The 17,305-nt window shown below is 55.5% G+C and carries 19 protein-coding genes; 15 read left to right on the top strand and 4 right to left on the bottom strand.

Annotation, left to right across the window (positions count from 1 at the left end; genetic code table 11):
* Nucleotides 1–286: 286 nt before the first annotated feature.
* Complete coding sequence (locus tag ACLEIV_RS14560; protein WP_410457357.1) at nucleotides 287–1,426, bottom strand: flagellar assembly protein T N-terminal domain-containing protein; 1,140 nt, start codon at nucleotides 1,424–1,426, stop codon at nucleotides 287–289.
* Nucleotides 1,427–1,666: 240 nt separating this feature from the next.
* Between ACLEIV_RS14560 and ACLEIV_RS14555 the strand changes: the two genes are divergently transcribed.
* On the top strand, nucleotides 1,667–2,413 hold the full coding sequence (locus ACLEIV_RS14555) for a FlgO family outer membrane protein (protein WP_410457356.1): 747 nt from the start codon (nucleotides 1,667–1,669) through the stop codon (nucleotides 2,411–2,413).
* Nucleotides 2,403–2,783 carry an LPP20 family lipoprotein gene (locus ACLEIV_RS14550; RefSeq protein WP_410457355.1) on the top strand — a complete coding sequence of 127 codons (381 nt, stop codon included), beginning with the start codon at nucleotides 2,403–2,405 and terminating at the stop codon, nucleotides 2,781–2,783. The genes ACLEIV_RS14555 and ACLEIV_RS14550 overlap by 11 nt, the downstream gene beginning before the upstream one ends.
* A 64-nt stretch (nucleotides 2,784–2,847) precedes the next feature.
* Here ACLEIV_RS14550 and ACLEIV_RS14545 read toward each other — a convergent pair whose 3' ends face one another.
* The 3 genes from ACLEIV_RS14545 to flgA all read right to left on the bottom strand — a co-directional run bounded on the left by ACLEIV_RS14545 (nucleotide 2,848) and on the right by flgA (nucleotide 4,392).
* Nucleotides 2,848–3,261: a flagella synthesis protein FlgN gene (locus ACLEIV_RS14545; RefSeq protein WP_410457354.1), complete on the bottom strand. Its 414-nt coding sequence runs from the start codon at nucleotides 3,259–3,261 to the stop codon at nucleotides 2,848–2,850.
* A gap of 1 nt (nucleotide 3,262) precedes the next feature.
* Nucleotides 3,263–3,580 (bottom strand): flagellar biosynthesis anti-sigma factor FlgM, encoded by a 318-nt coding sequence (gene flgM / locus ACLEIV_RS14540; protein ID WP_410457353.1) that lies wholly within the window; start codon nucleotides 3,578–3,580, stop codon nucleotides 3,263–3,265.
* 71 nt (nucleotides 3,581–3,651) lie between these two features.
* Nucleotides 3,652–4,392, bottom strand: a complete 741-nt coding sequence (gene flgA / locus ACLEIV_RS14535) for a flagellar basal body P-ring formation chaperone FlgA (protein ID WP_410457352.1) — start codon at nucleotides 4,390–4,392, stop codon at nucleotides 3,652–3,654.
* A 162-nt stretch (nucleotides 4,393–4,554) separates the two neighbouring features.
* Between flgA and ACLEIV_RS14530 the strand changes: the two genes are divergently transcribed.
* The 13 genes from ACLEIV_RS14530 to flgL all read left to right on the top strand — a co-directional run bounded on the left by ACLEIV_RS14530 (nucleotide 4,555) and on the right by flgL (nucleotide 17,286).
* Nucleotides 4,555–5,469 carry a chemotaxis protein CheV gene (locus tag ACLEIV_RS14530; protein WP_410457351.1) on the top strand — a complete coding sequence of 305 codons (915 nt, stop codon included), beginning with the start codon at nucleotides 4,555–4,557 and terminating at the stop codon, nucleotides 5,467–5,469.
* A 20-nt stretch (nucleotides 5,470–5,489) separates the two neighbouring features.
* Nucleotides 5,490–6,311: a CheR family methyltransferase gene (locus ACLEIV_RS14525; protein WP_410457350.1), complete on the top strand. Its 822-nt coding sequence runs from the start codon at nucleotides 5,490–5,492 to the stop codon at nucleotides 6,309–6,311.
* A gap of 82 nt (nucleotides 6,312–6,393) precedes the next feature.
* On the top strand, nucleotides 6,394–6,795 hold the full coding sequence (gene flgB / locus ACLEIV_RS14520; protein WP_410457349.1) for a flagellar basal body rod protein FlgB: 402 nt from the start codon (nucleotides 6,394–6,396) through the stop codon (nucleotides 6,793–6,795).
* Nucleotides 6,792–7,211: a flagellar basal body rod protein FlgC gene (gene flgC / locus ACLEIV_RS14515; RefSeq protein ID WP_410457348.1), complete on the top strand. Its 420-nt coding sequence runs from the start codon at nucleotides 6,792–6,794 to the stop codon at nucleotides 7,209–7,211. Before flgB ends, flgC begins: the two co-directional genes overlap by 4 nt.
* 6 nt (nucleotides 7,212–7,217) lie before the next feature.
* On the top strand, nucleotides 7,218–7,916 hold the full coding sequence (locus ACLEIV_RS14510) for a flagellar hook assembly protein FlgD (protein WP_410457347.1): 699 nt from the start codon (nucleotides 7,218–7,220) through the stop codon (nucleotides 7,914–7,916).
* 11 nt (nucleotides 7,917–7,927) lie between these two features.
* Nucleotides 7,928–9,181 (top strand): flagellar hook protein FlgE, encoded by a 1,254-nt coding sequence (gene flgE / locus ACLEIV_RS14505; protein WP_410457346.1) that lies wholly within the window; start codon nucleotides 7,928–7,930, stop codon nucleotides 9,179–9,181.
* A 262-nt stretch (nucleotides 9,182–9,443) separates the two neighbouring features.
* On the top strand, nucleotides 9,444–10,187 hold the full coding sequence (gene flgF, locus ACLEIV_RS14500) for a flagellar basal-body rod protein FlgF (RefSeq protein WP_410457345.1): 744 nt from the start codon (nucleotides 9,444–9,446) through the stop codon (nucleotides 10,185–10,187).
* Nucleotides 10,188–10,198: 11 nt separating this feature from the next.
* Nucleotides 10,199–10,987 (top strand): flagellar basal-body rod protein FlgG, encoded by a 789-nt coding sequence (gene flgG, locus ACLEIV_RS14495; RefSeq protein ID WP_410457344.1) that lies wholly within the window; start codon nucleotides 10,199–10,201, stop codon nucleotides 10,985–10,987.
* A 25-nt stretch (nucleotides 10,988–11,012) separates the two neighbouring features.
* Complete coding sequence (gene flgH / locus ACLEIV_RS14490) at nucleotides 11,013–11,693, top strand: flagellar basal body L-ring protein FlgH (RefSeq protein ID WP_410457343.1); 681 nt, start codon at nucleotides 11,013–11,015, stop codon at nucleotides 11,691–11,693.
* 47 nt (nucleotides 11,694–11,740) lie between these two features.
* Complete coding sequence (locus ACLEIV_RS14485) at nucleotides 11,741–12,844, top strand: flagellar basal body P-ring protein FlgI (RefSeq protein WP_410457342.1); 1,104 nt, start codon at nucleotides 11,741–11,743, stop codon at nucleotides 12,842–12,844.
* Between the two features lie 221 nt (nucleotides 12,845–13,065).
* The gene (gene flgJ / locus ACLEIV_RS14480) at nucleotides 13,066–14,055 is read left to right on the top strand and encodes a flagellar assembly peptidoglycan hydrolase FlgJ (protein WP_410457341.1); all 990 of its coding nucleotides are present in this window, start codon (nucleotides 13,066–13,068) and stop codon (nucleotides 14,053–14,055) included.
* Between the two features lie 9 nt (nucleotides 14,056–14,064).
* On the top strand, nucleotides 14,065–16,026 hold the full coding sequence (gene flgK / locus ACLEIV_RS14475) for a flagellar hook-associated protein FlgK (RefSeq protein ID WP_410457340.1): 1,962 nt from the start codon (nucleotides 14,065–14,067) through the stop codon (nucleotides 16,024–16,026).
* Between the two features lie 9 nt (nucleotides 16,027–16,035).
* A complete protein-coding gene (gene flgL / locus ACLEIV_RS14470) occupies nucleotides 16,036–17,286 on the top strand; it encodes a flagellar hook-associated protein FlgL (protein ID WP_410457339.1) in 1,251 nt (416 codons plus the stop codon).
* Nucleotides 17,287–17,305: the final 19 nt, after the last annotated feature.

The following is a 17,305-nucleotide window of genomic DNA, read 5'->3' as shown; positions in this document are numbered from 1 at the left end:
AGGTCACTGCCAGGCACCCAATTAAAAAGCCCGACTCGAAAGAGTCGGGCTTTTTGTTTTTCCGCTTCCGGCAGAACATCAAGCTCGCCCGGCGTGCTCATCGGATCAGGGGTCGGCCGACAACCCGCTGCAGGCGAGTGACACTCACCGTTTCAGCCGCTGCAAATATCCGATGAATGCTTGCGGTGAAACAACGAATGTCCTATCCCGTAGCGCCTCGAGGGAGGCGACTGTATTGCCTCTGCTGCCAGAATCCAATATCTGGGCAGATACTTAATGGATTGTATTACTTGACGCTGGTCAGCATGTCACCCGGGGTGATACTGATCTGACGGGCGATACCATCGGCCGGTGTCAACAGGCTGTAATCGGTGTGGCTTTGTTGCACTACAAACTGGCTTGTGGATGAGGTTTCGCTGTAGTAGCCGGGCTGAAGCTGGCGACGATGAATAAGGGTAAAACGATCGCCGGGTTGTATACCGGCCTGACGGCCCAGATCCATCAGGATACCCTCTTCAGACTGCTGCAATATATGTCCGATGGCCTTCATGCACGACTGGGCGTTAGTCACATCGCGGGCGATGCGCTGCAGTAATTTATCTGCCGACTGGCCGTAAGCCGATTGCCAGAAACCCTGCTCATGTACCTTAACCTTGGTGTGTTTACTGAAAGACCAGGGCGATATGGTCTGATAGTGCTGTTGCAGTAAACGCTCGCCGGTCAGGCTGTCTTCCAGTGTAACCGATAGGCCAAACTGACGTGGCATATCGGTGAAACGCCATTTAACCCAGTTGCCCTCGTCCATGCTGATATCGTCAATCACTCCGCTTAGCAGCAGTCGGGATTGTTGCTTCTGGACCAACACATCACTGCCCTGGCGCAGTCCGGGGCTGCGAGGCAGGCGCGTATCAGTGAGCAGCTGGTGAGGCAGTTGTGTCATCAAATTGACGTCTGGTGTCAGATGTTGTGCCAATCTGGCGGTCACGGCGGTGCCCAGTTCAAAAATTTGGCCGATCCTGCCCTGCTCGGGGCGTAGCAGCGGAAAACTGCTCAGGGTCAGGCCTGGACGATAACGACCGGCACACTGAGGCTGTACATTATCATTGGGCCAGATATCGGCCCTCAGTGTAAGCTTCAAATGCCCCTGTGAACGCCGTTCGTCGAGAATAACGTAGTCCATCAGCTCACCCCGAGCGGCAATATCCAGCTGCTGACTCGACAGAGCACCGTTGGTGACCGATTGCACTGTGGTCAGCGAGGCGCCTGCCTGTAATAGGGCGTCGGCCAACGCCTGCTCCAGAGCCTGCTGGCGGGCGGCCTCAGTACCCAGGCTGAGTGGCGCCGACCCTTCGGCTTGATACCAGTCGGCTTGAGCTGCAAGAGGCAGCAGCAGAAATAATGAAGGTAAAACGGTTTTTATCGACACTGGGGTATCCTGTGTGAAAACGGCTGCCAGATAAAATCACGGCGGCGGTCAATCATTGGCAAGGATTATGCAAAAATCTTGCCTGACACGTTGTAGAACCGTTAAAAGAGCGAGTACGTCAATACGGGTCTTGCGTTTCTCAGGCATATCATATGGTTGTTTTGCTGTTGGCAGGGTAAAGTCTGCCGATCTCTGGCCGATAACATCTTGGATTTCATTTAATTTAGCGGGAGTCACTGCATGAGTAGACCCTTTTTCCTTGTTGCCGTGCTGGGTCTCACAGCCTGTTCGGGAACGAGGGAGTCGCAGTTTGATGATCAACATCATTACCTGCCCCATGATCATGCGTCCCACTACATCAATCACGAGCCGCTGGGACCCTTAGCGCAGCCGCAGGCTTCTCCCCGGCACAGTCAGGACGGGGTGCCGATGCGTATGAGTGCCGGCACCCGCAGTGCCTATCTGCCTGCTGCCGGACCATCATTGGTGGGTGGCCAGACTCAGCTGCAGCAGCATATATCGGCGCTGGCCTATCGGCTGGTGTCCAGCGCGCACCAGCTGAACGACCGAGCCGGCATTGCCGTCAGTGGCTTCGTCGATCAACAGGACTATCGTACCCAGGACGATTTTGGCCGGCTGTTGTCGGAAACCATGATGTTTCAGCTCAATCAGTATGGGCTGCGCGTGGTCGACTTCAAGACCTTGCCTTTTATTCGCATCACCCCGGATGGAGATGTCAGCACCAGCCGGGATTATCGTCAGCTCAGTTCACGTATCGGTGCCCGCTATTTGTTGCATGGCACCGTCAGTGAAACCACGGGCGGTCGTTTGATCAATGCGCGGTTGGTATCGATGGGGGACAACAGCCTGGTGGCCAGTGCCCAGCAGTTTATTCCTGAATACCTGGTGGCCAGTGCTATCAGGGCGCGAGGGCCCCAACCCCGTATGGTGATGACGCCGGAGCAAAGGAGCCGTTATGCGAAATAATCTCTGTGCCCTGTTGTTGCTGGTACTGTCTGGTTGCAGCGTACAGCCGGCCAGAAATCATATTTATGCGGTGGGGTATGCCCCCATCAGCCTGCAGCAGCCGGCCGAACATCAACAAAAGCTGCTGCATGCCATGCGTGCATCCAAGATGGATGCCTATCGCGAACTGACCGAGCAGCTGAGTGGTGTCATGACGTCGAGCTCCAGCCGGATGAATAGCCAGATATTGCAGGATGGCACGGTTAGCAACAGCAGTCGTGGTGTAGTACGGGGCGCACGGGTGGTGAACAGCTATCCGGATGGTGACATGTATGTGACCGAGCTTGAATTGGATCTGGCGGTTTACGAGAAGCTGCGGCGCGGCATCTGAGCGGAGGCCGCAGGGATAGCCATAACGTGATGAGGCAAGGCGATGTGTTAATTACCACCTTCTTTTAAACCTTGAAACCAATGCCTTTGTTGATGCCTTTGGTGTGACCTTTTTGATCATAGGTCATGCTTTGCCGTTCATGCAGCCGGCTCAGAATATTGGTTAGCTGGCGAATACCATTGAGGGATTGCTCCAGCAGTTGCTCGGCCACCTGGTTTTGTTCCTGGCATTGCTGTAACAGTGCACGCAGCTCTGTTACCCGGTCGTGATAGTCGCTGTTCAGGCGTTCCCGATCGGGATGGCTGGCAAGCTGGCTATCGGTCGTCTGGATCTCGATCAGCAACGCCTGCTTGCGCTCGGTCAGCGGGGGCAGTTCGAGGGCCTGGCGTTTAACGATCAACTCAAGTTCCTGATGGGTAATGTCCAGCAGCAGCTCGAGTTGTGATTTCTGATGGTTCAGCAGCGCATCAAGGGACATGTCAGAGGCCTTCTAAATCCTGTTCAAAGCGAGAAATATTGGCCGCCAGCCGTTCGCTGTCTACCTGATAACTGCCTTCGTTGATCGCTTTTTTCAGCGCATCCAGCCGGGCACTGTTGTCGGGAGCGGGCGTCGTTGCCAGTGTTTGCTGCATCTGACTGAGCCGCTTTGCCTGAGGTGTCAGGGTGACCTCATCCTGTCGGATTGGGGCTGCACCACCATCGGGCTGTGTACCTGTGGTGGTTGATGCCTTGTACTTCTGATGGCCTGTCAACGGTGTGGTATTACCGAGGCCGGGGGGTAGTTTATCGATAGCCATGATATTCAAGTCCTGATATTGCTGCTGCGTAAACGGGGTATCGACTTCTGCGGCCATAACTTTAGCAGAATTTACAGTTTGACTTGCACCTGGCCTGCGGCCATGACCCGGGCGGTAATTTCTCGACCCGAGTTGATGTTACGTACACGAATGCTGTCATTGAAAGCCCCGTCTTCCTGAGCCATGCCGTCGGTTTTAAGCATCAATCCCCCTGCCTGTGCGAAAATGCCGACCTTGTCACCTTTGCACACCACACACAGCTGGCTGCTGCGAATGGGTTGACCCGGGCGAAGATCCCGCTTGCTGCGGGAGCCGATCAGATCACGGGGATCGTTGAATACATCACCGCGCAGTAACACCTCGTCCTGATAATCTACCGTCAGGTGCTGGGCTTGTAACAATGTATTGCGGGCAACGGGGTCGGCGGCGGTGACCACCGGCTTGAGTATCTTTACCCGCACAGGTACAAACAGCTCCCAACCTGGCTGCTCATGGCATTGCAGGTAAACGTGGGTATTACGGCGCACCTCACCCGCTCCGCGAATATCGGCCGTCAGTTTACCCAGGCACTCGGTCAAGGCTAATCGGGTATCGATGCTGGCGGCATTGACCTCCAGCCGATTGCCGGGCTGTAACGGAACCATGTCGCGCACATAACCTTCGGCATAGTGGCGAAGAGTATCATGTACCGACGCATGAGCCGAAGTTGGCCACAACGGGGCGGCAAGCAACAAGCAAAGCAGCTTGCCCGACTTTGCCAGTGACGCTTTGCGCACCAAGATGTTAAAAATCGGAAAAATTTTCTTAAGCATTACTACCTCATGGCCGATAGAACACGGTAGGCTGGCCTCAATTGGTGTCTGCCCTGGGTGGTGTTAAGCTAACGCCGTCTGACTCAAGCACAATAATCATAAAACAAGCATAGAACATGCCATGATCTTGAAACGAGTCGTGGCATAGACGGAGATACTGTAATGGCGGGGATACTCGACTCGGTAAACCAAAGAACACAACTCGTCGGTCAGAACAGACTGGAATTACTGTTGTTCAAGCTGAATGGACGTCAAAGATTTGGCATTAACGTGTTCAAGGTGAAAGAAGTCTTGCAGTGCCCCAGGCTCACCGCCTTGCCGCAGCGCAACCCAGTGATCAAGGGGGTGGCCAATATTCGTGGGAAAACCATTTCCATTATCGATCTCAGCAAGTCCATGGGCGGCCGGCCGATAGAGCAGACCGAAAACAGCTTTGTCATCATCTCCGAATATAACCGTTCGGTGCAGGGCTTTCTGGTTAACTCGGTTGAACGCATCATCAACGTTAACTGGGAGTCGATATTGCCGCCTCCGAGGGGCGCGGGTCGCTTCAATTACATGACGGCGGTGACCGAAATTGACGGTGAGCTGGTAGAAATTCTGGATGTGGAAAAAATTCTCTACGAAATAGCACCGGTCAATGGCGCCGTGAACGCCGAGATCCTTGAGCAGGTTTCTCATTTAAATACGGCAGAGCAAAAGCCGATACTGATTGCCGATGATTCCTCCGTCGCCCGCCGCCAGATCCAGAAAACCCTCGAGGCGCTGGGATTGAAATGTATCGTTGCCGAAAACGGCAAGCTCGCGCTGAACAAGCTTCGGGAAATCGCCGCCATCGGCCCCGTTAACGAGCAGTTGTCTATGGTGATATCCGATGTGGAAATGCCGGAGATGGATGGCTATACCCTGACCGCTGAAATCCGCAATGACCCGGCACTGAAAGACTTGCATGTGATCCTGCATACCTCCCTGAGTGGAGTCTTCAATCAGGCGTTGATTGAAAAGGTCGGGGCGGATAATTTTATCGCCAAATTCAACCCCGACGAGCTGGCATCGACGGTCAAGAACGCACTCTGATAAAAGTGTAAAGGAAAGGGATGAAGAACTTTACCGACGAACAATACAGGACATTCTGCCAGTTTCTTGAAGCCGGTACCGGCATAGTGCTGGGTGACAACAAGCAGTATCTGGTAAAAAGCCGGCTGTCTCCGCTGTTGTCCCGTTTTCAGATAGAGTCACTCGGCGAGCTGATAAACAAATCCATGTCGATACGCGAGCGAGAGCTGAAAACGGCGGTCATCGACGCCATGACCACCAACGAAACCCTGTGGTTTCGTGATGGTTACCCCTTTACCCTGCTCACGGACAAGTTGTTTCCGGAACTGGTCAAACCGGGGAAACCGTTGAAAGTCTGGTCTGCCGCCAGTTCTTCCGGTCAGGAACCCTATTCCATCGCCATGACGGCGCTGGAATATCAGGCCCGGCGGCCGGGCGGTTTGCCGGGGCTGCAAATTGTTGCCACCGACATCTCCACCGGCATGCTGGAACAGTGCAAGAGCGGCATTTACGACAGCCTGTCACTGGCGAGAGGCTTGTCACCCGAACGTCGAAAGCAGTTTTTTACCCCACTGGCTGACGGCAAGATGCAGCTGCAGGCAAAAGTAAGAAACATGGTCAGCTTTCGTCCCTTCAATTTGCTGGACAACTATGGCTCTCTGGGTAAGTTCGATCTTATTTTCTGCCGTAACGTATTGATTTATTTCTCTCCTAAGAATAAATCCAAAATTCTCAACCAGTTTGCCAACAGTTTGAACCCCGGCGGCTACCTGCTGCTGGGCGCCTCCGAGTCGCTCACCGGCCTGTCGGATAAATTCGAGATGATCCGCTGCAGTCCGGGCATTATCTATCGCCTCAGGTGATATCTGGCATACCTTTTGCTTTATTTTAACCGTGAACTTTAGCCATAAATTAACGGCGTCAACATAACGCAAGAGGTGCCAGGTGACGATTTCTTTCGACAAAGCCTTTGGTATTCATCAACACGCCCTGGTGGCCCGTTCCGAGCGGGCCGAATTGCTGGCCGGTAACCTGGCCAATGCAGACACCCCCGGTTATAAAGCCAAAGACATGGACTTTCAGTCTGCCCTGAGCCAGGCGCAGACTAATCAGGGCTTCTCGCTGAGTCGCACTAGCCAACAACACTTTGCCGTAGAGCTGTCTCCCCCCGGGACGGTGCAGTTTCGCGTACCTAATCAACCGGATACCGGTGACGGTAATACGGTGGACGTGCAGACCGAACGTAACAACTACATGGAAAACGCCCTGCAGTATCAGGCCTCGCTGGAATTCCTGAACGGCAAGATCAGCGGCCTGCTGAAGGCAATCAAAGGAGATTCAATGTGAGCCTGTTTAAGGTATTTGATATTTCCGGTAGCGCCATGAGCGCCCAGTCGGTGCGGCTCAATACCACCGCCAGTAATCTGGCCAATGCCGACAGTGTCAGCTCCAGCATCGACGAAACCTACCGTGCCCGCAAACCGGTGTTTGCCGCCGATCTGAACCAGGCGCTGTCTGACCGTCAGGAAAGCGTCGGCGTCAAGGTAATGGGTATCGTCGAAACCGACAAGCCGTTGCTGAAAGAATTCCGGCCCGATCACCCGATGGCGGACAAAGACGGCTTTATTTACAAGCCCAACGTCAACGTGGTGGAAGAGATGACCGATATGCTCAGCGCATCGCGCAACTACCAGACCAACGTGCAGGTGGCCGATGCCGCCAAACAGATGCTGCAGCAGACCCTGCGGCTGGGTAAGGGGTAATAACGCATGCAAGTAAATAACGATTATCTTAACGGTCTGCAATGGCCCGGAGAGCAAAGCCCGGCCGAAAAAGCCGAAGATCCCAGCCGGGCCCAGTTGGGGCAGGAAGACTTTTTTGCATTGATGACCCAGCAACTGGCCTATCAGGATCCGTTCAAGCCGGCGGATAATTCCCAGATGATTGCCCAGATGACGTCCTTCACCACCGCCGACGGCATCAATCAGATGAGCGAAAAACTGTCGAGCCTAAGTGACGTCATGACCTCCAGCCAGGCGCTGCAGGCCTCCAGCCTGGTCGGGCAAAAAGTCTTGCTGCCCAGCAACCTGGCCTATTGGGATCAGTCTGAAGCGGTAGACGGCATCGCCGTAACCGGCGAGGGAGCTGATAACGTATTGATCAGAATAGAAAATGAAAAGGGTGAACTGGTGCGAACCATGTCACTGGACGGCCCGCAAAAAGGCAACGTGCCCTTTACCTGGGACGGCCTGAACGACAATGGCGAGCCGGCGCCCGAGGGCCGTTACAAAATCAAGGTCAGCGGCCTGATTGATAATCAACGTGAAGATCTTAATGCCCTGGCCTTTGGCAGGGTCGACAGCGTCACCCTGGGCAGTGCCACCAGCCCGACTCTGGTGAACCTTGCTGGTCTGGGGGGCATTCCTCTGAATCAGGTACTCGAAATAGCCGGCCGTAAAGCGGCATAAGGAGAACATTAATGTCTTTTAATATTGCCCTGAGCGGCGTTAACGCGGCCCAGAAAGATCTGGACGTAACCGCCAACAACATTGCCAACGTCAACACCCTCGGCTTTAAAGAGTCGCGGGCCGAATTTGCCGACGTGTATGCCAACTCCATTTTTTCCAACGCCAAGACCAGTACCGGCAGCGGTGTTCAAACCGCCTCCGTGTCCCAGCAGTTCCATCAGGGCGCCTTGCAGTTCACCAACAACTCGCTGGACATGGCCATCAACGGCAGCGGCTTTTTTGTAATGTCCAACGAGCAAGGCTCTCTGGATCGCACCTTTACCCGGGCCGGCGCCTTTCGACTCAATGATCAGGGTTTTATCACCAACTCCCAGGGACACTATTTACAGACCTACCAGGCCAATGCCGACGGCACCCCTGCCGGTCTGGGCCTGAACAGCACCCAGGCGCTGAAAATTCCCGACAAGGCCGGTGAACCCCAGGCAACTACAGAGGTCAATACCGGTATCAATTTGCCCGCCAAGGCCGGAGCCCTGGATCCGGCAAATTTCGACCCGGGTAATTCCGCCACTTATACGTCATCTACTTCATTGACCGTATACGACTCCTTGGGTGACACCCACACCATGACCCAGTATTTCGTCAAGGACAGTAATGCTGCGGCGGGCACTAACGAATGGCAGATGTATGTCTATGTTGATGGTCAAGAAGCGCTAGGTGGTCCGCAGCAATTGACCTTTGACAGCAGCGGTGTTTTGACGGCACCTCTGCCAACCGAGTTCACGACGAATGCTCTGGGCTTTACCAATGGCTCAGATCCGACTCAAACCTTAACCGTTAAAATCGACTCTGCCAGTCTTAATTCCGGTCCGTTCGAGGTGACCTCTTCCAGCCAGAATGGTACCACTGTCGGTCGACTGACCAAGGTGGATGTCGGCCCCGATGGCTTGGTGCAGGCCACCTACAGCAACGGTACTTCAGAAAACCTGGGCATAGTGGCCATGGCGCGCTTCCCCAACGATCAGGGCCTGACTCAGGTTGGCGATACCCAATGGCGGCAATCGCTGCTGTCGGGTGAAGCCGTGACCGGTCAGCCCAATACCGGCGTATTCGGTAAGGTCAGCGTGGCGGCGCTGGAGAGCTCAAACACCAACCTGACCAGCGAGTTGGTGGATTTGATCACCGCCCAGCGTAATTTTCAGGCCAACTCCCGGGCACTGGAAGTGAACAGCACCCTGCAGCAGACCATATTGCAAATCCGGTAAGAAATAGCCGTAGGCAATAAGCTTGAAGTCGAAAGAAATACACCGTTCCCCAAAGAGCGGTGTTTTATTATGTTCGGTGTTTTCAGTGGTGTCCGTCATCCTGACGACAGTCAGGATCTCGCTTTGATTTTTTGTTTATTCATGACTAACAGCTTTGTCTAATGGCACTAATCTTGCAGATGATTATGCAATCTAGTTTGTGCAATAGCTGACGTTCAGCATCACTCAGTACTTATTCGGCAACAACGTCGACGGAGCTGAAATGGATCATTTGCTTTATATCGCCATGTCTGGCGCCAAAGAAAACATGCACAGCGTGGCCCTGCGTGCCAACAATCTGGCCAACGCCAACACCACCGGCTTCAAGGCCGATATGGAGCAGGCCCGGGCCATGCAGGCCTTTGGTGAAGGCTTGCCCAGCCGGGTGTTTGCCATGGCCGAGCGGCCGGGGCAAAGTTTTGCCTCCGGTCCCATTCAGACCACGGGTCGGGATCTTGACGTTGCCGTGGCCGGCGACGGCTGGCTGGCGGTGGAGTCCAAGGACGGCTCCGAGGCTTACACCCGGTTCGGCAGCCTGCAGCTCACTCCCGAGGGCGTGCTGCAAACCAGCAACGGCCTCAACGTGCTGGACGACAACGGCGGGCCCATTTTTTTGCCGTTGCCGCTGGAAAAAATGGAAATCAACAAAGACGGCACCATCTTTGCGAGGTTGGAAGGCGAGCCCGCCAACGGCGGTGCAGAGCTGCAACGCATCAAGACGGTGTTGCCCGATAACGGTGACATCGAAAAAGGACTGGATGGTCTCTTCCGTCGTAAAGACGGTCAGCCCGAGGCACCTTCGGCGCAGGTGCAGCTGATTGCGGGCGCTCTGGAAGGCAGCAACGTCAACCCGGTGGCCGAAATGACCCACCTGATCGACTTGCAGCGCCGTTTCGAAACCCAGCTGAAGATGATGAGTCACGCCGAAGAGAATGACAAAGCCCATGCACAGCTGCTGCGTATCTAAAGGAGATTGCGATGAACCCCGCATTATGGATTAGTAAAACCGGCCTCGATGCCCAGCAGACCAATATTTCGGTCACCTCCAACAACCTGGCCAACGCCAGCACCGTCGGCTTCAAGAAAGGCCGGGCCATCTTCGAAGACCTGCTGTATCAGAACATTCACCAGCCCGGTGGCCGGGCGACCGCCGACACCAATCTGCCATCCGGCCTCATGCTGGGGGCGGGCAGCAAGGTGGTGGCCACCCAGAAAACCTTTACCCAGGGCAGCGTGCAAACCACCGATAACGCCCTGGATGTGATGATTGACGGCCGTGGCTTTCTTGAAGTCATGTTGCCCGACGGCACCACCGGCTACACCCGTAACGGTCAGTTTGCCCTCAATGAAGAAGGCATCATCGTTACCCCCGGCAACGGCTATCCGTTGCAGCCGGAAATGCAGATCCCCGCCAATGCCCAGAGCATCAGCGTGGGCACCAACGGCGAGGTATCGGTGCAACTGGCCGGTCAGGCCGAATCCCAGGTGATTGGCCAGTTGATCCTGACCGACTTCGCCAACCCGGCCGGTCTGCAACCCAAGGGTGAAAACCTCTATCTGGAAACCCAGTCGAGCGGTGCGGCACTGCAGGGCATTGCCGGGGCCGACGGCTACGGCACCATCAAGCAGGGTATGCTGGAAACCTCCAACGTCAACGTCACCGAAGAGCTGGTTAACCTGATCCAGGCCCAGAGGGTGTACGAAATGAACTCCAAGGTGATCTCGTCGGTTGATGAAATGATGGCTTACGTCAACCAGCAGCTGTAACGGGTCTTTAAACAGGGTGAGTGTAATGCGTAGCATAATGACGGCATTGGTTCTGGGGCTTGGCGGACTGGCGGGCTGCACCAGCACCCCCTATACCCCCAAACCGGATGATCCCGCCTTTGCGCCGGTGATCCCCAGCCTGAGCGAACAGCAGCTGGAACCCAACGGCGGTATTTTCAGGGACAACTACGCCAACAGCCTGTATTCCGACATCAAGGCGCACCGGGTTGGCGACATCATTACCGTCGATTTGGCCGAGTCTACCCGTGCCCAGAAGCGCGCCACTACCCAGCAGGGAAAAGACTCCAGTCTGAACATCAACCCGCTCAGTCTCGGGGGGGCGCCGGTCAACATCGGCGGTTACCCACTACAGGCTTCCATGTCGAGCAACAACGAATTCGACGGTCAGGCCAACACCAACCAGAGCAACAGCCTGCAGGGCAGCATTACCGTCAGCGTGGCCCAGGTGCTGGCCAACGGTAACCTGCTGGTGCAGGGCGAAAAGTGGATAATGCTGAATACCGGCGAAGAATACGTGCGCATCAGCGGCATGATACGGCCGCAGGATATCGGTGCCGACAACAGGGTAGAGTCGACCCGGGTTGCCAATGCCCGCATCTATTACGGCGGCACCGGTGACTTTGCCAACACCCAGACCCGAGGCTGGCTGGCCAAGTTCTTCAACAGCCCCTGGCTGCCGTTTTAATGTCGCTTTTTGCAGGGTCGAATTCATTCGACCAAAGGAGTTAATAAATGAAACGGCTCGCCGCCTGTTTTTTGAGCATCTTGTTATTACCGGTATTCACCATGCAGGCTCAGGCTGCCCGCATCAAAGACATCAGCTCGGTGGCCGGCGTTCGTGCCAACCAGCTGGTCGGTTATGGTCTGGTGGTGGGCCTGCCCGGTACCGGCGAGCGTAACAACGCCTTTGCCGCCCAGACCTTTCGTACCATGCTCAACAACTTTGGCATTACCGTGCCCGACAACCTGCGGCCCAAGATGAACGACGTGGCACCGGTGGCGGTGCATGCCGAGCTGCCGGCCTTTGCCAAGCCGGGCCAGACCATCGACATTACCGTGTCTGCCATCGGCGAGGCCAAGAGCCTGCGCGGCGGCACCCTGCTGCAAACCTTCTTGAAAGGGGTGGATGGCCGGGTTTATGCCCTGGCTCAGGGCAGCCTGGTGGTGGGTGGCCTGGGAGCAGAGGGCGCCGATGGCTCTTCCATCATGATCAATATTCCCACCGTCGGCCGCATTCCCGGTGGCGCCATGGTCGAGCGCGAAGTAGAAAGCTCGTTCGGTCGCGGCGACACCATCACCTTTAACCTGCACCGCTCCGATTTTACCACCGCCAAACGCATGGCCGAGGCCATCAACGATCTGGTGGGCCCCAACAACGCCCAGGCACTGGATGCCACCTCGGTGCAGGTGTATGCGCCGCGTGATCCGGGTCAGCGGGTCAGTTATCTGTCGACGCTGGAAAACCTGACCGTGGACGTGGCCGACGAAGCCGCCAAAATCATCATCAACTCGCGCACCGGTACCGTGGTGATTGGCCAGCAGGTGCAGTTGAAACCGGCGGCCATTACCCACGGCGGCTTGACCATTACCATTTCCGAAAACCCCCAGGTGTCTCAGCCCAATGCGCTGGCCGGTGGCGAAACCGTGGTGGTGCCAAACAGCAACATCAACGTAGAACAGCAAGACGGCCGCATGTTCAAGCTGGACACCGGCACCACCCTGGATGACCTGGTGCGGGCAGTCAATCAGGTTGGAGTGGCACCCGGTGATCTGGTCGCCATACTCGAAGCCCTGCGTCAGGCCGGTGCCATACAGGGCGAATTGGTGATTATTTAAAGAAAGCGCCAAGCACCTGGCTATATAAAAGTCGGCGTGTTTTGTAGGGGCGAATTTATTCGACCAAGCGGGTGAAGGGGCCTAAAAACGGTCGAATGAAATCGGCTTTTGTTTTGTATTTTTGCCGTCATCCTGGTGACCATCAGGATCTCGGTTTCAGGCTCTGGTTTTACTTACAGCTGACAGCTTAAAGTTGACAGCCTTGTTTCAGGAGTAACGGCATGACACCCACCGACTCATACAACAACAGCCTGCTGGCCAACGACATTCAGGGGCTGGACAAGCTGCGCCAGCAGGGCTTTGAGCAAGACCGCGGCAAGGCGCTGGACGAAGCGGCGCGCCAGTTCGAGAGCCTGTTCACCCAGCAGTTGTTCAAGTCGATGCGTGCCGCCAACAAGGTGTTCGAGTCTAACAGCCCCATGAACAGCCGTTACACCCAGTATTATCAGGACATGCATGATCAGCAGATGTCGGCCGAACTCAGCCGCCAGGGCAGCCTGGGGCTGGCCGATCTGGTTGCTCGGCAACTGGGTGGCGAGCAAGACAAGGCAGAGCCGGCGGCCCGGCACTTCGAACTGACCGGTGTACGCCGGGTATCCGGCAAGGTGGTTCGGCCGATAGATGTGATGGCCGATGCGGCAGGCTCCGGGGCCGCTCAGGCAGACAAGCGAGCGCGGCCTCCCTTGCAAGCCGCCACCAACGGCAAAGAGTCGGTTACCTATAACGCCAGCGAGCCGTTCCGTTCCCCGGAGGACTTTGTACGCCGGCTCATGCCCGCGGCCGTGGCGGCAGGAAAGCGTCTGGGCCTGCCACCCGAGGCCATGCTGGCCCAGGCGGCACTGGAAACCGGCTGGGGCAAAAAGATCATCGGCCCAAAAAATGGTGACTCCAGCCATAATCTTTTCGGCATCAAGGCCGATAACAGCTGGAAGCAGGCAAAAACCTGGGTCAATACCCTGGAATACGAGCAGGGCATCGCCGTTAAGGTGCAGGCGCCGTTTCGTTCATACGGTTCCTTCAACGACAGCTTCAACGATTATGTGGACTTTTTGCACGATAACCCACGTTATGGCGATGCGTTGCAGCAAACCGACTCACCCCGGCAGTATTTCAAGGCATTGCAAGAGGCCGGTTATGCCACCGACCCCAAATATGCCGACAAGCTGAGTTCCATTTTCAATACCGTAACCCGACTGGTATCACAAGCATAAGGACACAAGATGGCTGTTGATATGTATCAAACCGGTGTCAGTGGCCTGCTGGCAGCGCAAAGTCAGCTGGCGACCACCGGCCATAACATCGCCAACGTCAATACCGAAGGCTTCAGTCGTCAGAGAGTGGAGCAGATGACCACGCTGCAGATGTATTCGGGTGGCCAGTTCTACGGCACCGGTACTCGAGTCACCGACGTGACCCGAATGTATCAGGAATACGCCTTCAAAGACGTACTTATTAATAATACCGAGCTGGCGGGCGCAGAAGCCCTGTATAACCACCTCAGCTTTCTCGATAAAGGCCTGACCAGCGTCAATCAGGGCATTGCCGCCAGTCTGGATGATTTATACGGTGCCATTAACGCCGTGGCAGACAACCCAGGTAACCTGGGTAACCGCGAGTTGATGCTGGCTAACGCCAACGATATTGCCAACCATTTCAACGAGTATTACAGTGCGCTCGAGCAGGAAATGACGATCAAGAATCGGGATATCGAATCCCGCGCCGAGCACGTTACGTCTATCACCGCCGGTATTGCCGAGCTTAACCAACAGATTTTTAATGCCGGCCTTAACGGCACGCCCAATGACCTGCTCGATCAGCGTGACAGGCTGATCCAGGAACTGGGGCAGGAAGTACAAATTACTACCATCAAAGACAAAAACGGCATGATATCGGTGATGCTGGGTGGCCGTGAGCCGTTAGTCAGTGGTAACCAGGCGTACGGGATGGAAGTGAGGCCCGGCTCGCCGGATCCGCAACAAACCGAGTTGTATCTGACCAGCCCCAATAACCCGGATCAGGCTACCCGCCTCAAGGGTAGCCAGGCCCTGGGTGGCGAAATAGGGGCCCTGTTTCATTATCGGGATCAAATACTCGGCCCCAACCTGAGCGACATGGGTAAAACCGCCATCGCCATTGCCGATGCCTTTAATCGGGTGCAGGCGCAGGGGGTGGATTTGAATGGTATAGCGGGAGAAAATTTCTTTAACGACATCAACGATCCCGACGCCCAGGCTCGCCGTTTTATCGGGAACAACCCCGCCATCAGCGGGGGAGTTGAGATTACCGATACCGGCAAGCTGACCGGCGGTGAATATACGCTTGAATATCAGGCTAATGGAGATTATCTGTTAACCGATGTCACCACCGGTGAGTCTGTGGGCATTGACGCCGCGGACGTCGTCGTTGGCCCCGGTACCAAGCAAACCATTAACCTGCCGGATCTGGGTTTCAGTTTTTCGTTAAGTGATGTACCCAGTACCGGTGATGAAATGCAGCTAAGGCCCACCCGCCAGGGTGGAAACGATCTGGAAGTGAACCTGAACACCGGCGATCAGATTGCCGCCTCCGGCTCGGTGATGGTTAGCCCCAACGGCGATAATACCGGTACCGCCAAGGTGGGGATCACACTGAATGAGGTAGTGCCTCCTGCCACGGCCATCCCCGAGGCCGACTACCCGCTGAGTATGAAGATAGAAGATGACGGAGCTGGAGGGCTTGTGTATAACGTGCTCGATAAAAATGGCGCCAGCCTGTTCAGTGGCGTACCCGATGCCAATGGCAAGATTGCCTTCAATGATGTGGAGTTGAACGTCAAGGGAGATGCCAAGGAGTTTGACCAGTTTGAGATCAAGCAGGCGGGTGGTTCGGGCAATAACACCAATGCCCTGGCTTTTGCCGAGCTGCAAAACAAAAAATGGCTCAACAACGGCAAGTCGACCGTGACCGACAGCCTCAATAAAACCACGGTAGAAATAGGCGGCCTCACCAAAAACCAGCGGATAAAAGCACTGGCTGCCGAAGCGGCCTATAACCAGTCTTACGATCGCATGCTGTCTACCTCCGGGGTCAACCTGGATGAAGAAGCCGCCAACCTGCTGCGTTTTCAGCAGTCGTACATGGCCTCGGCCCGGGTGGTGACCGTGGCCTCCGAGACCATGAATACCCTCTTGCAGATACGCTAAGGAATCACGATGCGAGTAGCCAGTTTTCAGTTTATTCAGCGTAACCTGGACAATATCAGTGGCCGCACCTCCGAGGCCAACCGGCAGCTGGGGCAAATGTCCTCCGGCAAGCGGGTAGAATACGCCAGTGATGACCCGGTCGCCGCCAACGGTATTCTCAACTACAAGCAGGAACTGCGTAAGCTCGACCAGTACCAGAACAACATCAACCTGGCCGAAAACCGGCTGCGGCGTGAAGAAACGGGGCTAGTTAGCGGCGAAAACATCACCCAGCAGGTGAAAGAAATCATGCTGGGCGCCAACAACCCGGCCATTACCCAGCGGGAACGAGACGCCTACAAGGCTGAACTGCAGAGCCGCATCGACGAAATGCTCGATATCGCCAATACCAAAGACGAATTCGGGCAGGCCATTTTCGGCGGTTTTCAAACCGATACCGACCCATTTACCCGTCAACCAGACGGTAGTGTGAGCTATAGCGGCGACAGTGGCCAGAGAGAGATGATGATTGGTGACAGCGTCAAAGTGGGTATCAACCACGACGGCGAATTGGTCTTTGGCGGCGTATCCAATCCACGCGGCGACTTTACCGTGAAGTACCATCTGGGCACAGAGCCCAGAGAAGAGCAGGTGCGGGTAGAAAGTGCCAACATCGCTGACAAAGCCGGTTTTACCGATGCGCACCCCTACACCATAGAGTTTATGGACAGTAGTCCGATTTCCGGTGACATCTCTTATCGGGTTACCGACAACAATGGTGTGAGCATGCCGGCGCCTCCGGCCGATCCGGCTGCCTATACCTCGGGTGACAAGATCACCGTCGACGGCGTTGAAATCGTCATCAAGGGTGAAGCCCGGATCGGTGATAAGGTCACCTTGTCATCGGCAGTGCAAGACGGCACCGGTCAGGATGAGCGCGGCGTATTCGACATTCTAAACCGCGCTAAGAGTTGGCTGGAAAGTGACGGCCACAACCCCAGCGGACAGAGTGAAATGATCGACATCCTCGATGAACTGGATGCCATGGGTAGCCACTTTACCCAGGTGCGTGCCGACACCGGAAACCGCATGCAGCGGCTGGACAACCAGAAAGAGACCCACGCCGACATGACGCTGACGCTGGAAAAACTGCGTAGCGGTATGGAAGATCTGGACTACGCCAAGGCCACCGGCGAGTTCGGTCAGACCATGGTCGCTCTGCAAGCCACCCAGACCATGTTCGGCAAGGTACAGAACATGAGTTTGTTTAATTACATTTAACTTGGCCCAGATAGAGAGG

Origin of the sequence: Oceanisphaera submarina (assembly GCF_046521305.1) — a bacterium.
Taxonomy (GTDB): domain Bacteria; phylum Pseudomonadota; class Gammaproteobacteria; order Enterobacterales; family Aeromonadaceae; genus Oceanimonas; species Oceanimonas submarina.
The sequence above is the reverse complement of the archived record's forward strand: the minus strand, read 5'-3'. Positions and strand labels throughout refer to the sequence as shown.

Bases quoted from the DNA above. Each gene is read 5' to 3' on its own strand.
- ACLEIV_RS14510 (WP_410457347.1), top strand. From the start codon at position 7,218: ATGCAAGTAAATAACGATTATCTTAACGGTCTGCAATGGCCCGGAGAG.
- ACLEIV_RS14530 (WP_410457351.1), top strand. From the start codon at position 4,555: ATGGCGGGGATACTCGACTCGGTAAACCAAAGAACACAACTCGTCGGT.
- ACLEIV_RS14555 (WP_410457356.1), top strand. From the start codon at position 1,667: ATGAGTAGACCCTTTTTCCTTGTTGCCGTGCTGGGTCTCACAGCCTGT.
- flgH (WP_410457343.1), top strand. From the start codon at position 11,013: ATGCGTAGCATAATGACGGCATTGGTTCTGGGGCTTGGCGGACTGGCG.
- ACLEIV_RS14550 (WP_410457355.1), top strand. From the start codon at position 2,403: ATGCGAAATAATCTCTGTGCCCTGTTGTTGCTGGTACTGTCTGGTTGC.
- flgJ (WP_410457341.1), top strand. From the start codon at position 13,066: ATGACACCCACCGACTCATACAACAACAGCCTGCTGGCCAACGACATT.
- flgK (WP_410457340.1), top strand. From the start codon at position 14,065: ATGGCTGTTGATATGTATCAAACCGGTGTCAGTGGCCTGCTGGCAGCG.
- flgF (WP_410457345.1), top strand. From the start codon at position 9,444: ATGGATCATTTGCTTTATATCGCCATGTCTGGCGCCAAAGAAAACATG.
- flgE (WP_410457346.1), top strand. From the start codon at position 7,928: ATGTCTTTTAATATTGCCCTGAGCGGCGTTAACGCGGCCCAGAAAGAT.
- flgL (WP_410457339.1), top strand. From the start codon at position 16,036: ATGCGAGTAGCCAGTTTTCAGTTTATTCAGCGTAACCTGGACAATATC.
- flgA (WP_410457352.1), bottom strand. From the start codon at position 4,392: ATGCTTAAGAAAATTTTTCCGATTTTTAACATCTTGGTGCGCAAAGCG.
- ACLEIV_RS14485 (WP_410457342.1), top strand. From the start codon at position 11,741: ATGAAACGGCTCGCCGCCTGTTTTTTGAGCATCTTGTTATTACCGGTA.
- ACLEIV_RS14545 (WP_410457354.1), bottom strand. From the start codon at position 3,261: ATGTCCCTTGATGCGCTGCTGAACCATCAGAAATCACAACTCGAGCTG.
- ACLEIV_RS14525 (WP_410457350.1), top strand. From the start codon at position 5,490: ATGAAGAACTTTACCGACGAACAATACAGGACATTCTGCCAGTTTCTT.
- flgM (WP_410457353.1), bottom strand. From the start codon at position 3,580: ATGGCTATCGATAAACTACCCCCCGGCCTCGGTAATACCACACCGTTG.
- flgG (WP_410457344.1), top strand. From the start codon at position 10,199: ATGAACCCCGCATTATGGATTAGTAAAACCGGCCTCGATGCCCAGCAG.